Annotated in this window: 10 protein-coding genes and 3 pseudogenes; 7 read left to right on the top strand and 6 right to left on the bottom strand. The window is 57.2% G+C overall.

Features of this window, described 5'->3' with window-relative positions:
• Positions 1-668 precede the first annotated feature (668 nt).
• Complete coding sequence (locus tag FIU28_RS04655; RefSeq protein ID WP_143571889.1) at positions 669-875, top strand: hypothetical protein; 207 nt, start codon at positions 669-671, stop codon at positions 873-875.
• Positions 876-881: 6 nt separating this feature from the next.
• Positions 882-990, top strand: a pseudogene (locus FIU28_RS04650) (rubrerythrin family protein); the annotation flags it as partial.
• 116 nt (positions 991-1,106) lie between these two features.
• On the opposite strand, the gene FIU28_RS04645 reads toward FIU28_RS04650, so the two are convergent.
• The 5 genes and pseudogenes from FIU28_RS04645 to FIU28_RS26770 form a co-directional block, all read right to left on the bottom strand.
• Positions 1,107-2,458 (bottom strand): IS3 family transposase gene (locus FIU28_RS04645; RefSeq protein ID WP_143571888.1). Its coding sequence is split into 2 segments (ribosomal slippage): positions 1,107-2,122 and positions 2,122-2,458, totalling 1,353 coding nucleotides; the frame shifts between segments, so codons are not numbered across the junction.
• 508 nt (positions 2,459-2,966) lie between these two features.
• Complete coding sequence (locus FIU28_RS04635; protein ID WP_143571886.1) at positions 2,967-3,281, bottom strand: cytochrome c; 315 nt, start codon at positions 3,279-3,281, stop codon at positions 2,967-2,969.
• Between the two features lie 1,288 nt (positions 3,282-4,569).
• Positions 4,570-4,977: a c-type cytochrome gene (locus FIU28_RS04630; RefSeq protein ID WP_246660865.1), complete on the bottom strand. Its 408-nt coding sequence runs from the start codon at positions 4,975-4,977 to the stop codon at positions 4,570-4,572.
• A 404-nt stretch (positions 4,978-5,381) separates the two neighbouring features.
• Complete coding sequence (locus tag FIU28_RS04625; RefSeq protein ID WP_143571885.1) at positions 5,382-6,347, bottom strand: hypothetical protein; 966 nt, start codon at positions 6,345-6,347, stop codon at positions 5,382-5,384.
• A gap of 258 nt (positions 6,348-6,605) precedes the next feature.
• A pseudogene (locus tag FIU28_RS26770) lies at positions 6,606-6,707 on the bottom strand (transposase); the annotation flags it as partial.
• Positions 6,708-7,039: 332 nt separating this feature from the next.
• Between FIU28_RS26770 and FIU28_RS04615 the strand changes: the two are divergent.
• From FIU28_RS04615 to FIU28_RS04595, 5 genes and pseudogenes are all read left to right on the top strand, one after another.
• Positions 7,040-8,137 carry a site-specific integrase gene (locus FIU28_RS04615; protein WP_143571884.1) on the top strand — a complete coding sequence of 366 codons (1,098 nt, stop codon included), beginning with the start codon at positions 7,040-7,042 and terminating at the stop codon, positions 8,135-8,137.
• Positions 8,138-9,062: 925 nt separating this feature from the next.
• The gene (locus tag FIU28_RS27165; protein ID WP_246661623.1) at positions 9,063-9,791 is read left to right on the top strand and encodes an RNase H family protein; all 729 of its coding nucleotides are present in this window, start codon (positions 9,063-9,065) and stop codon (positions 9,789-9,791) included.
• A 223-nt stretch (positions 9,792-10,014) separates the two neighbouring features.
• Positions 10,015-11,280: a hypothetical protein gene (locus FIU28_RS04605; protein ID WP_143571883.1), complete on the top strand. Its 1,266-nt coding sequence runs from the start codon at positions 10,015-10,017 to the stop codon at positions 11,278-11,280.
• A gap of 424 nt (positions 11,281-11,704) precedes the next feature.
• Complete coding sequence (locus FIU28_RS04600) at positions 11,705-12,124, top strand: hypothetical protein (protein ID WP_143571882.1); 420 nt, start codon at positions 11,705-11,707, stop codon at positions 12,122-12,124.
• A gap of 18 nt (positions 12,125-12,142) precedes the next feature.
• Positions 12,143-13,212 (top strand): annotated as a pseudogene (locus tag FIU28_RS04595) (IS630 family transposase).
• A gap of 578 nt (positions 13,213-13,790) precedes the next feature.
• Here the strand turns inward: FIU28_RS04595 and FIU28_RS04590 are convergent.
• Complete coding sequence (locus FIU28_RS04590) at positions 13,791-14,168, bottom strand: hypothetical protein (RefSeq protein WP_143571881.1); 378 nt, start codon at positions 14,166-14,168, stop codon at positions 13,791-13,793.
• Positions 14,169-14,173: the final 5 nt, after the last annotated feature.

Genomic DNA, 14,173 nt, shown 5'->3' with positions numbered 1-14,173 from the left:
AGGACATCTGCCGAAAGGTGGGGGCGGGACGACGCTTACAGTGAGAGCGGCGGCGGCGTTGAACAGGTCCATCATTCGGTGCAGTCGAGGGCGCGCGAGATCCGCAGACCGTTCGCACACGTTCGAGCTGTAAAGCGGGCGCGCCTGGCGAAAAAAACCCAAGCGCTATCCTGACCGAGGCCCCATTTGGTGCCCCTAACGCTTCCGGAATGGTCTCATTCCAAAGCCACGGACCTACGTAGTGATACGGAGGTCCGTAGTCAGCATAAAATTAGCCGGTAGCTCTCTGTTTGGCGTACGACTTAGTCCTCCGCGCCTAGGTAGGATTGGAGAGAACTGTAGAGTCTCAGTGTCCTTGAATCAGCACCCGCGTGGACTTCTCGAAAGTAAGGCCGGGGCTAAAAAACTCAAAGCGTCGACGGGCAATAGCCCGATGAAAAAGTCGAAATGCAAGGCGTGCAGTTCCGATATGCACGAGATCGACGTTTACCCCGCTCGCCCAGGGCACGATGTGCACGTGATCAGATGCACCAAGTGCAGCAACGTGGAGCACGTCGTTCGCGACAATAGGTTCGGGACAACAGCTTAATGCAATTTTATTAGCGTCTTCGTCATTGGCAACAAGGCGGATTGTTACTATTTCGATTCATACGTGCGAGGAACGTTCAATGGAACAGCCATCTGCACCCTTCGCATGCCGGATTAAGTCCGTCGTTGGAGAATGTCTGCCCGGCGAGGAATTTTGTGCTTTTGAGTTTCCCTGGTGCGAAGGCTGCCCCAAATCCTTGGTCGAAAAAGTCCGCGCTTTAGAAGACCCGATTAAATCGGGGATCTGGCACGGCTGGATCAATGGAATCTCGACGATTAAGAAGTGAGGTAGCATGTTGCTGAGTTTACCGTCTCGGCGCCGCTTTTCCGATCTGTCTGAATCTGAAGTGCTGGCCCTAGCAATCTCGTCTGAGGAGGACGACGCTCGGATCTACGCCACCCATGCCGAGCAGCGCGCGACGCCTATCCCGCAACGGCGACAATTGTTCGTCGTCAGGCAATTTGAGACTGATCAGGTGTTTCGAGAAGAGAGGCTCTGGCTCATCAGTGGTTAGAGTTTAAGCGGCTTGCAGTCGGTGCTGCAAGCGACGGTTTGCGATGGTGGCAAGTTTGATGCGTCTGCGTTCTGCGATTATCGCCTCCGCTCTGCCGTAGTAGACGTCCGCTGGCGTGACGTTGTTGATGCTCTCATGATAGCGGGCGTGATTGTAATGCTCGACGAAGGCTCCGATCTGTCGTTCGAGATCTCCGGGTAAATAATAGTTTTCCAGCAGAATGCGGTTCTTCAGGGTCTGGTGCCAGCGCTCGATCTTGCCCTGGGTCTGGGGGTGATACGGTGCTCCCCGCACGTGCTGCATGCCCTTGTCTTCGAGCCAGTCAGCAAGATCGCCCGCAACATAAGACGCGCCATTGTCGCTGAGCAGCCTTGGCCGCTGCACGACGGTGGCACTATCGAGGCCTGACGCGGCTAGTGCCTGGTCCAGCGTGGTCGTGACGTCGGAAGCGCACATGGTGGGCCCGAGCCTCCAGGCCACGATGTAGCGCGAGAAGTCGTCCAAAATCGTCGACAGGTAATACCAGCCCCAGCCGGTGATCTTGAGGTAGGTGAAGTCCGTCTGCCAGAGCTGGTTGATGGCAGTAGTCTTGTCCTTGAACTCGTTCGCCGCCTTGATCACCACATAGGCCGGGCTGGTGATCAGGTCATGCGCCTTCAACAGCCGATAGACCGAAGCCTCGGAGACGAAGTACTTTCTCTCGTCAGTGAATCGCACGGCCAACTCCCGCGGAGACAGTTCGGGAACCTGCAGCGCCAGATCGATGATCTGCCCGCGGACGTCGTTTGGGATACGATTCCAAACGCGATCCGGCCGGGACCGGCGGTCAGCCAGCGCCTCGATCCCACCTTCAAGGTAGCGGTCATACCAACGATAAAACGTTGAACGCGGGATGCCGAGTTTGTCCAGTGTGCGCTTGGCCGGCAGGTGCGACCCTTCGACCAGATCAATGATCTCGGCCTTCTCGGATGCGGGATACCTCATGCCTCGTCCTCCCCATCCCCGTTCATGTTTTTTTTGAGCAGGTGATTTTCGAGGGTGAGGTCGGCAACGACCTCCTTCAAGGCGGTGGCCTCACGACGAAGATCCTTGACCTCACCAGGCGTTGCGGCTCGCGCAGTGTCACCGGCCAATCGGCGCTTGCCGGCCTCAAGGAACTCCTTGGACCAGCCGTAATACATCGAGGCGGCAATACCTTCACGGCGGCACAGCTCGGAGATGTTCTCCTCGCCACGCAGCCCTTCCAGCACGATGCGGATCTTCTCTTCGGCCGAATAATACCGACGCGTCTGGCGCCGGATGTCCTTCAGCACTTGTTCTGCGGGCGCTTTGCCCGATACGGATTTCTGTTTCATCTTCGCTCCTTGCGGCTACGATGAACCAGAAATCCTCCCTTCGTGAAGTCCCTCAATTTGTCTCAAGGGTGCTGACGGGGAACACGCCATGATGTCGTTACCCGAAACGACGCGGACCGATGCCATCCTGAAGCGACGCTGGTGACCTCATAATTGGCATGTCATCTGTTTCATGACCGGGTCGCCGGGATTGTACCCAGGACGAGGAGCGAGCGACCTCTGCTGTGTCACTACGGCTTCCGTCGCTTCGTCCAGACGCAGCAACTTCCAGCCTACCGGTTCATTGCTCACGCTACCACCGCTCACTTGCCATGCTCTCATGACAGGGTTGTCTTCTTTTGTGAAGCCCACGGCATGAACCTCAACAGATCGGGAATAGCCACCATACCTGAGTTCAAGAACGTGACCCGAACGCAGGGCTTCACAAGCAACTTGGACCCACACTTCAGAACTCCCTTGGTTGCGACTGAATGGGCATTGCAGCTTAGCGACTCCTGCCAGAAGACGCCTATTGGTGTCGCTGCTCGGCGATAAAGGCGGTGATATCTTTTACTTCCAGAGGACTGAGCGCCATGTTTGGCATTTTCGGATGAGGCTCAAGCAGGAAAGAAGCGAGTTTTTCGATGTTGAAATCCAGTCGATCCGCTATCGATGCAAATGAGGGAGCGATGTCCGTCCCTTTGATCTGATCGCCCGAGACAACATGACATCCAGTGCACCAGCGTCGCGCCAGCGTGGAGCCATTGTCCGGGTTTGCAGCAAAGGCTGCTTCACTTGCGCAGGTGAGAAATACCAAAGAGACAAAGTAGATAGTTGAACCCATGTTACTTCCCTCACTAGCATCGCCAAGTCGCGAAGGCTCGAACGGTTCCTAGATGTTTTGGACATTTATTTCCCGCGACATGAGCAATACCGCTCATCGCTTCCTGCTCGCGAGCGCCCATGCTGGCCTCATCACCGCCCGCCAATGGCAACTTTCGGTGACTGAGAGTTCGGTAGCGCTCCCGCCTTAAGGATTTGTAGGTTGGCATGGATCGCTCAATTCACGAACACAATCTCGCTCACTAACCAACGAAGCGGCAAAGCCTAATGAAGCTACTTGCCAACGAAGAGGCCACCCACCGACCACCGCCACAGAATCAGTAGGGCACTCGGCTTAGTAATATTGATTTCATTGCATTGGCAGGTTCAATTCGCGATGTGAGGTGGCGGGACAGTTTTAAACCCGGCAGCATTGGGAGAATGGTCGAATACCGCTATCCATCTGCTCGTTACGACTGAACGCATGGGGGTCCGATAGTTCGTGTGTTTGACTCATGAATTCCGAATTGGGGCAGCCGTCGCACTTGCGATATTCAAATGCGCGATACTCGGATCAGGACAACTTGGCTTCATCAAACAAATTTTCTGACAGACATTTCATCCATGCTGGCTGGTTTTCGGTCATGACATCCCCCTTGAATGGTAGCCCCAACGACTGCGCCGACATCAACGTGGCTCATTCAATCTAGGATTTGGGAACCCGTATTGACCTAGATCAACCGACTACGCTCCTGATGATCTTAGCTCGCGTGGCGTCTGCTCCAAGGTTTTGGGAGGAATGCAATGGCCTATTTTCGACAGTTTTCTGACGGGGCTCACCAGTTAAGCCCGATGGCTGTTTTTTTGACATTGGGACTGATTTTCTTAATTGCGAGCATCGGTGGTTGGTACACGGGTAACCTGGTCCGATGGCTGCGCAATTAAGCCCGAACCGGCAAACCACGGCTGAGATTCCCAAGTCACCCCCTGCGGGGTGCTGACGTGTTGAAGAATTTGGACACGACTTGAACCGCGCTTGTTGCACGCTGCCTATCGCGGGCGCCGCAATCGGCTAGACCGCCGTCGATTTGCGTTCGTTTCCACGGCGACTTTTCGGTATGATCGCAAGCGTCGCATTTGAGCGTGCGCAAGTCGAAACCCAACACCGAAGGTTTGATGTTGGTGAGCATCATCTGACTATGGCAGTCCGGACAACGCGTACGTCTTTATGCCATCGCGCGTTAAATATGACGTGGGCATTGCTGCGGTCTATTTCTCGCAGGCTCCCGGGAATGAACCGCTCTCAAAGCCTATTTCTTTTTGAGACTCAAAATATACGCGATTATGTCATCCGCTTCTGCCTCGGAAAGCATGATGTTCGGCATATTCTTGTGATTGGAACGGAGAAACACGTTCAACGAAAGTGCGGTCGTCGATGTCATGTCAGCGACGCTCTGGAAGCTGGGCGGACCATCCTTGTCGATGGGCAAAGTCTCACCCCTGTCGGGAAATAGCATAGGCAGAACGTGATGACACGAACTGCATTGCGCGGTCGCGATCTGACGTCCGGATGCTGGATCGCCACGAAGAGGCTGCGCACGGACTGGAAACACGGCTGAAATTGCAGCGGCTCCAACGAATGCAAATGTCATCCAACGCATGCGGTGCCGCTCGGGGTTAACCTGGTCCTGCTGTAAACCATTTTTTGATTTCGTCATTCGGGAGGCGGCCTTAATTTTCGAGGGAGGGCTTTGGCTTCCTCCTCTGCGAGCAATTGATGAATTTGCTGGCGCTGGTCGGTGTCGGTTACCCTGAGAAGCAAATCTCTAAACCGCGATGTATTCTGTCGGTGTACGAAAATATCCATGGCAGCGTCCTCGATAAATAAGTCGGGCAAACGGCGTCCGTGGAAGCTAAACATCCGGAAGGGGCGGCACCTGGTCTTTGGCTAGTTCCGCAGCCAATAGCCGCTTTAACTCTTTGTACCGGACCTGATCGCCCGCCACGTCAGTCTCAGCCAAAAGCCTTCGATAGTGCGCAAGGTTTTCGTGGTGAATGAAGCGATCCATTTTGACCCCCGAGCGCGCACTAGGTTGACCCCAGACCGCTGTCGACTGCTGCCCTACATCACAAACAGCAACTGGCTACGAACGGGCTCGAAGGAGATCAGTTCCCGAGGACGGACCCGAATGATCGTAACGATCAACAGCGTGGGGAGACCTGTCAGACCGATGTCCGATAGTAGGGCGAGGTTCCGCTTGTCCGCGATGAGGGCGTACACATGGGGATTAGGCGTCACGACGACGTCACCGCCCACGTAGGCGTCTCGCAGGGTGGCGTGCCGCGGCTCCTCGAGCGCGAAGTCGACGAGGCGATTGTAGACGAGATCGACTGGTCGACCGTCGAAGTTCAACCGGCCGCCGACAAGAGCAAGTTGACCGGGGTCGGCGATCACAGTCTCCATGCCGTGGTGCTCAAACAAGGCCTTGGCCAGTTGGAACTCTGGGTAAAGATACTGTTGCTCAGGCGCGTCATCGACGATGGCGATGCGCGCGGGTTCTCCAGATCCCCGCTGCCGCCGCCATTCGTCGGTGAACATGTGGGTCACGTCATCGGCGAACGGCGCCGCAGGCTCGAGTCCAGCCTGCTCCGGCTCCTGAGCGCAGCAGGCGCGCTGCGCCCGAGCCAGCACGGCATTGAGGAAAGCGCCGCCGGCGTTCGTGTTCACCTCGATCAGCTGCGGCCCGCCCGGCGTGACGTGGAAGTCGTACCCCATGAAGGCGCCGAGGGGTCCGAAATCAGTCGTTGCGATCGCCGGCGCGGAGGCCAGAGCCGTAGCGCGGTAGGGCGCCAACCGCGCCGCCGCCTCAACAGCTGCCACGATCCGCATCATTTCGGCCACTACCGTAGCCGGGACGAAAAGCGGAACGGCGGAGAACAGCGTTGGATGGGATGCGATAAGTTGCGCGGCGAAGCCCTCGGCGCCGACCTCCCGATCCAGGGCTTCGGTCAAGGCGCCGCGGTCCAAGGTGATACAGAAGCAGCCGCGGTTCAGCCGTTCCGCCTCGCCAATCGCGCTCTGCTCCATTGCCTTCGATTCCCTCCCCGACATTTAAATCAGGCCTAGTCCGTCAAGTGACGCCGCGCGCGAACTGTGAAGATGCCCGCTTAATAGTTGGCTAGTCATTGCGGATTTCCTTGCCAGCTTAGTCGTGCTGAGTTGTGGCATCGTCGCTGAACTCTCTAACTCGAACTTCGCCGATTCCAACATCGCTTAGGGCGCCTGGGCGAACTGCATCGCGCCAGGCCAGATCTCGATGGGCGCCAGCATCGAGATAGCCAAGCCTTTAAAAAAGCTCTCCCAAACGCCGCTCACGGCCCAGCGTGAAAAACGCTTGTGGGTGTTGCACCAGCCGCCAAAATGTTCCGGTAAATCACGCCAAGGCGCCCAGGAACTTCCGGATCACTCCATCGACGAAACGATTGCCAGCTCGCTATTTCGGCCGACCTTGCCGACGCAGTCCGCGACCAAATCCTCGATCCGGCGAATTGGCAGTCTCGCAGCCCATGACGTTCCACCCAAGCCTCCTGTAGGAAAGCGCCCCTAAAACTGCGCTTTTGCTGATTTGCGAATCCGCTAAATGACAACAGACCACAATATCAATTTATTGATTGTACTCAGATTCTTACGTTCCACAATCTTGTTACCGTAGCTTGCAATCGCAATATCCTCACGCTCTTAAAGCTGCATTATCACTCGTTTTTATTCTATATTGAACGATGTCCGAAACCAGCCCTCAGGCCGCTCAAATCGACCCCCAGCAAGCCCCATCGTCCTCCCCCGCGCCGCTGCCGGCCGTCGTCGATGCCGGTGCACAGGCGTCGGCCCTGCCCGCCCATCTCGCAGGGCTCGCCGATCGCGCCCGGGATTACGTCGAGGCCGCGAGTTCGGCCAACACAAGGCGCGCTTACAGCTCCGACTGGAAGCATTTTGCGGCCTGGTGCCGACGCCAGAACCTCCCTCTCCTTCGGCCGGATCCCCAGATCGTCGGGCTCTACATTACCGCCTGCGCCTCAGGTGCTGCCTCAGCCGACCGCAAGCCGAAGGCGGTGACGACGATCGAGCGCCGCCTGTCCTCCCTGACCTGGAACTATTCCCAGCAGGGCCAGCCGCTGGACCGCAAAGACCGCCATATCGCCACCGTGCTCGCCGGCATCCGCAATATCCACGGGCAACCGCCGGTTCAGAAGGAAGCCGTGCTGCCAGAGGACGTTATCGCTATGCTCGAAACGCTGGGGCGCGGCACCCTGCGAGGCCTGCGCGATCGTGCCATGCTGCTGATCGGTTTTGCCGGAGGTTTGAGGCGCTCTGAGATTGTCAGCCTCGACGTCGGCCGCAACCACACCGAGGACGGCGGCGGTTGGGTCGAGATTTCTGACAAGGGTATGCTGGTGACTCTGCGCGGCAAAACCGGCTGGCGCGAGGTCGAAGTTGGCCGCGGCTCGTCGGACGCGACCTGCCCTGTGATCGCGCTGCAAACCTGGTTGAAATTCGCCAAGATCGGTCATGGGCCGCTGTTTCGGCGCGTCACCGGCCGAGGTAAAGATGTCGGCCCGGATCGCTTGACCAACCAGCAGGTCGCTCGTCTGGTCAAACGGGCGGCGCTGGCCGCGGGCATCCGCGGCGATCTCTCCGAAATCGAACGCCATAAAAAGTTTGCCGGCCATTCGCTACGCGCCGGCCTCGCTTCCTCGGCTGAGGTCGACGAGCGTTATGTGCAAAAGCAGCTCGGTCATGCCAGCGCCGAAATGACGCGCCGTTACCAGCGACGCCGCGACCGGTTCCGGGTCAATCTCACCAAGGCGGCGGGGCTGTAGCTAGGTGATCGTGGCGTTTCCCTCATCCGCAAACGCGCGCTGGCCTGTCCTGGAGACCTCGCCGCTGCGAGCTGCTGATCTTGATCTCAACCGGGTCGACTACTAGCCGCGCGACTTTATGCTGAAGGTTCTTCTCGACACCTCTCAACGGAGGTAAAGCGGCCGGCGCCGAAGCCCAGCACTGATCTCGCTTGATGCGATTGAAGAGGACCGGGCCTCCTCAGCGTGGCATCGCTTGCTGAGCCGCGGCGGGGCGTCGTGCCGATTAGCGGCGGCCGGTATCGGCCGCTGGTCGCCTGGCCGGCGGTGGATTTGCTAAGGGCTTTCCAGTTGCTCGCGGCAACTGCCCGTAAGGATTAAGAGGACCGGAGGCGTTGCGTAGCGTAGGGGCAGTGCCACCATTGATGAGGACCGCCGCTCTAATTACTTCTTCTTATTTTTAACGCGGCTGAATTGGCGTCTTTCCCAAACGCCGTGTTGTTGTCGTGCGTTCGTTCGGCGGCGCGCATACGCGGGTCAAGTTGTCGTTGAGGGGTAATCGGCGCAGGTGCCGGTTGCGGATTATTTATGATCAATCCTTTGGCCGACCGTGCTGCCAAAACAAAGTGAGAACACTAAGCCGTACTCCCCGAGCGTAAGCACACGGCGTTTCGTCGCTCAACCGAAACTTCTAGCAGTAGTTGATCGTCGCTCCCATCATAATCAGGCTGTGTCCCGGTGCGGCTTGCTCGATGCCTGCGACGGCCTCTACCCCCTGATCGAGATGGGGAGGTGCAAAGTAGCGAAACTCCTTCATAGACATATACTTATTGCGTTTTGCGACGTGCGTGGATAGCGAAAGTTTGGAGTTGGCCCATCTCTATCGATTGCCGTCCTGCTGCTCTCCCGTGCATTCGTATCCCGCACAAAGCAGGAGATAAAGCTGATGAGTGACAACGCGCCAAACATGATGAAGCGACCCAAGGGCCAGAGGGGCCAGAAGCCGCCCGCACGAAAGCCCTGCCCCTCGGAAGATCGCATCTTTGTCGTGCACTTTTATTTCTTCGACAATGGCCCGAATCCCGGCAGGGGGAGCGCCAGGCACACGATGATGCTGGAGGTGTACCTTGAGGCGAAGATCGATCTCAGCAGGCCGCATTGGAAGCGAAGCGTCGCTCTAATTGAACCAAGTGACTTCTTGAAATGGGCCGACCGCGCCTTAGGCGAAGGAAGGCTCACTCCGGAGCAGCATTCCATTTACGCGGAAGGCTACGAAGTAATCGCTGATCGTGCCCAGCACCCCGAAACGGAATGGGCGAAGCTAGGCCGCATCGAGGACAAACGGGCTCACGCGGACTACCCAGGCCAGTTCATTTTGGCTTACCGGGACAGGGACGGCGCAATGGGATGCCACGTCATAAATGAAAAGGGCACCGTGTCATGCGAGCGATTCATCCATGACCAGCGCAGCCAGCCCGGCACAGGTCAACGGGAGGCATTTGGGTTCTATGACCCAGGCCAGATTTACAACGCCAGAAGGCGGAAGCTGGGCGCCCTTAGCGCCGGCGGGACTGTGCACTGGCACTGGGTCCGCGGCCACAACGGGCACGCCGGCAATGAGCGCGCGGACGGGCTGGCGACGCGGGGAATGCGGGAAGCGCGAGATACGGTATGAGCCGCCGCGACCCAATGACCCGCGTCAAAGCCCGCCCAGGCCCTCAGGACTGGGGCGATGACGACGTGATGACCTTAATCGAGGCCGTAGCGGTATTCTTCCCCCACGGCCCGCTCACTTTGTCATCTTTTCGCACCGAGATCGCCGCCGGGCGGCTTGAAGTCGCTCGCGTGGCGGGCAAAGATTTGACGACTCCACGCGCAATCAGGAAGCTGGTGACCCCATGCCGGGCAGGAAAGCCAAACCGCCTCGCCTCTGGTGCCGGCCAGACGACGGAACCTGGGTCATCCTCGACCGAGGACGGCAAGTCCGCACAGGCTTCGGCCGCGCTGAAACTGAAAGCGCTGCGCGCGCACTCGAAACCTACCTCGGCACGCGGCACAAGCCGACCATCGGCGCACGTAATCCCGCTGCGCTCGCCGTCGCTGACGTAATCACGGCTTATGAGGAGTCGAAGCGGCCGAAGAACTACGACCTGCTTCGCACCAAGATTGCCGACAAACAGCCGATCTCCAACGACGAGCGCAAGATCGTGCGCCGCCATGACGAACTGCTGATTCGTCTCGACAGCGCCAATTCGTTTTTCGGTCGTTACAAGCTCGCCGACATCAAGGCGCAGCTCTGCCGCGACTATGTCGACTGGTGCACTGGCGCGGCGAATGATCGAAACAAGGATCTGGCCAAGCGTCGGATCGTTTCCGACCAGACGGCCAGGCGCCACCTCGAGGATCTGCGCGCAGCCATCAATGTCTATCACGGCGAGCACACGCTCGATGTCGTGCCGAAGATCGCACTGCCGGAAAAACGCAAAGGTCGAGAACGCTGGTTGCGGCGGTCAGAGGCCGCTCGCTTGCTCGGCGCGGCCCTCGGCTTTGTCTGGGACGGCGAGCGCGGCACATGGAAGCGCAACGATGCCGGACGCTTGGTTCGGCGGGCGGCATGGCTGGTCGCACGACGACGGCCAGTGGCGCGATTCATTTTGCTCGGGATTTACAGCGCCCGTCGCGAAGAGACGATTCGACGGACCCAGTGGATGGCAACGACGACGCATCCATGGATGGACTGCGAGCGCTGGGTTTACCACGGCCGCGGCGGCGATGAGACCGTCACCAAGAAGCGCCGGCCAGCGGCGAAGGTGGCATCGCGCCTGCGGCCGCACTTAGCGCGCTGGCGCCGGCTCGACCTCAAGTTGGCCGACAAGCTCGGCAAACCCGTGCTGTTCATCGTGCATCGCGCCGACGGCGAGCAGTATGCGGAGAAAATCAAAACCGGTTGGGATGGCATCGTTGCAGACGCTGGGCTTGGAACGGACGTGGTGCGGCACATTCTCCGACACACCGCAGCAACATGGCTGATGCAGCTCGGAACGGATCCGTGGCAGGCCGCTGGCTGGCTTGGCATGACGCTGGAGCAATTGCAGGAAAACTATGGGCATCATCATCCCGATTTTCAGGAAGACGCCGCAGAGGCGTTCAGCGGCCGACGGTAGGGAGTAAACTTTGCAGGGCACGATCATAAGCGACTATCAAAAACGAAAGTTGCAAGTTGACTTCATCGAAATGACGCTTACCCAAAACACGGCTGACAGCCCTATTTCCTACAAGGGAAAGGGCTATATGTAGCAGACGGCTGAAGATGCTCTGAAGTTTAAGCTTTATACTGAAAGCGTTCAGAACAATAGTTTTGCCGACTCCTTTAATCGCTCAGCCGAAGTGCAATCCGGGACAATCTATTCCGACGCATCCTATTACACCTTAATCGCTACCGCGGCGGACGGTTCGTTATGGACCACCGAACGCGTGCTTCCACAATGCGATTGGAGTTTCGGAAAATATGAAAAATATCCGGTCGTTCATGGCGACCTAAGCTCCTGCCGTCGAGGAACATGCCACGCCGGGACACGATTGCTTACGTTGCATTTCTTTGAAGAAGCCGACATTCCTTGTGCTTTGGACACAGCTCAGTTTAAGTCGGATGACTATGACTTCGTTGTTCGTAAAACTGACGAAAGCTTCTCGGTTCGTGTGGAATCCAAAATCGAGCTTCCCGAGCATTTTGAGATCCGCGTTGAGGAAGCGCTTCGTTTTCTACCTGCTCAGTCAGTTGCGACACGCGTCATGGTACGATCTGGCTGCCTCGATTTGTATTCGGCGTCGGTCCGTTCGAAGCGAACAGCACTTATGCCGCCGCTGGTCCGCGGTCCTATCGAGCAATCTTGGGCGTTATTTTCCAATTACCTCCGATACGTGACCCGTGAGACTAAGAGCTCTTCTTGGCATCCGTGCAGCGGCTATCTTCATAACGCTCTAGTACCCACTATCGGTGAAGAATGAGTCGTGATTCAATGGGATATGAGCAGCATCCCTGAGGCGACAGCGATTATTTTGACGACGTCGGAGCGGAACGAGCTTGAGGGCTTGGCGCGGTCGACGAAGACGGAGCATCGATTGCGTCAGCGCGCACGGATCGTGCTGTTGGCGTCGGAGGGGTTGGCGAGCCGGGCGATCGGGCGGACTGTTGGCTGCACGACTGGCACGGCATCGAAGTGGCGCGTGCGCTATGCCGCAAAGCGGTTTGACGGTCTGGACGAAACGGGCGACCGAGGTGCCGAACCGAAATACACTGCGGAAACGGACAAGCGCATTCTGGCGCTGTTGGACCAGCCGAAACCAAAGGGCTATGGGCGCTGGTCGGGACCGTTGTTAGCTGCGGCGCTGGGCGATGTCGATATGCAATATATCTGGCGGTTCCTGCGTGCCCAGAAGATCGATTTGGCCGGGCGCAAATCCTGGTGTGAGAGCAACGATCCGGAGTTTGCGGCCAAGGCAGCCGACGTGGTGGGCTCTACATGGCGCCGCCGGACAACGCGATTGTCATCTGCGTCGATGAAAAGCCCTCGATCCAGGCGCTGGAGCGAGCACAGGGCTATCTGAAAATGCCGAACGGCCGCGCGCTGGGCGGTCATAGCCACGATTATAAGCGCAACGGCACCTCGACGCTGTTTGCCGCTTTCGAGGTCGCCACCGGCAAGGTGACGGCCGCGCACAAAAAGCGGCGCCGGCGCATCGAGTTTCTCGACTTCATGAACGACATCGTCGCCTCTTGGCCCGACACCGCCATCCACGTCGTGCTCGACAACCTCAATACCCATAAGCCGAAAAACGACCGTTGGCTAAAGCTGCATCCGAACGTGACGTTCCACTTCACGCCAACCCGTGCCTCGTGGCTCAATCAGGTCGAGATCTGGTTCTCGATCCTGCAAGCAAAGTCCCTGTGCGACGAATCCTTCACCTCTGTCAAACAACTCAGGGAACACATCGACAACTTCATCGAAGACTACAACGCAAACGCCAAGCCCTTCGTCTGGACCAAGTCTGAAGTTCATCAAAAGCGTCTTAAGGCCCGTTTCGCGGACCAATGATTCCGGGTACTAGAGGCTAGCGCAAATTCCGTGGATGCTTGGGCGATCGGTCTCAGCGTTGCCGTCGAGGGATTGGCAAATTTGCTACCTTTCGAACGAGAGACAACTGAGTCAGACAGGCTGATTGACCTCCAGAAATACATCAGCAACCAGGTATCCACCTCTGCAGATTTTTTGGAGTTTTCAGACCGCGTAACAGGCATTATGAGCGGACTTACGACGATACGCGCTGTCGATCGAATGATCTCAATCGCTAAACATGGCCACGCTGATTTGCAACATATTAACGCTTGGAAAAAATTGCGAAACAGAGGAGTTCACCCCAGCACAGCTGGCCGAGACGACACCTCATCGCGGGACTTTCAGAAACTAATAGACCAGCTGCACAGCGTTAACGTACTACTGAGCCATCTCCTTTTTCATCTAATTGATTATCGTGGCCTTTACACGGATTATTCGACGAAGGGATTTCCATTGAAAGGCTATCTATCAGATTGACTGCGCTAATATTTGGCGCGGACAAAAATTATGAAGTCTCGGCCGCGGCAAGGTCTTCACGAAAGAATTTAAGACGATAATCAAGAAATCAACATGTTCACAAAATGTGGATACCGTTCGGGCGAGGCGCGATCGATATCTGTCGCAAGCTGAAGAGGTTTACGAAAGAAGCCCGCGAGGAATATCAGATATGCTCGACTCTGCAATTCAGCCGGATGTATCTTAAAGCCAAGATCTTGGTTCGATCTATTATCAAAAATCTGCCGCATCTCTCGCCCAAACAGGTAGGTCGGAGAAACGAGGTCGGGAGACCATAATCCGTAATGAACCTCAAGGCGCAAAACTATTGCTCGCTCGAATGACGCTAGCGCTTTGTCGTCGGTAAGCCACCGCGAAATAGTTTCCGCCTGGCTACGTCGAATGCGAAACAGATCGACTGAAGCGAGTTCCAAAGCCATACCCA

The sequence above is a fragment of the Tardiphaga sp. vice154 genome, assembly GCF_007018645.1.
GTDB lineage: Bacteria > Pseudomonadota > Alphaproteobacteria > Rhizobiales > Xanthobacteraceae > Tardiphaga.
This window is presented reverse-complemented; position numbering and strand designations above follow the sequence as displayed.

Bases quoted from the DNA above. Each gene is read 5' to 3' on its own strand.
- FIU28_RS04655 (WP_143571889.1), top strand. From the start codon at position 669: ATGGAACAGCCATCTGCACCCTTCGCATGCCGGATTAAGTCCGTCGTT.
- FIU28_RS04635 (WP_143571886.1), bottom strand. From the start codon at position 3,281: ATGGGTTCAACTATCTACTTTGTCTCTTTGGTATTTCTCACCTGCGCA.
- FIU28_RS04630 (WP_246660865.1), bottom strand. From the start codon at position 4,977: ATGACGAAATCAAAAAATGGTTTACAGCAGGACCAGGTTAACCCCGAG.
- FIU28_RS04625 (WP_143571885.1), bottom strand. From the start codon at position 6,347: ATGGAGCAGAGCGCGATTGGCGAGGCGGAACGGCTGAACCGCGGCTGC.
- FIU28_RS04615 (WP_143571884.1), top strand. From the start codon at position 7,040: ATGTCCGAAACCAGCCCTCAGGCCGCTCAAATCGACCCCCAGCAAGCC.
- FIU28_RS27165 (WP_246661623.1), top strand. From the start codon at position 9,063: ATGAGTGACAACGCGCCAAACATGATGAAGCGACCCAAGGGCCAGAGG.
- FIU28_RS04605 (WP_143571883.1), top strand. From the start codon at position 10,015: ATGCCGGGCAGGAAAGCCAAACCGCCTCGCCTCTGGTGCCGGCCAGAC.
- FIU28_RS04590 (WP_143571881.1), bottom strand. From the start codon at position 14,168: ATGGCTTTGGAACTCGCTTCAGTCGATCTGTTTCGCATTCGACGTAGC.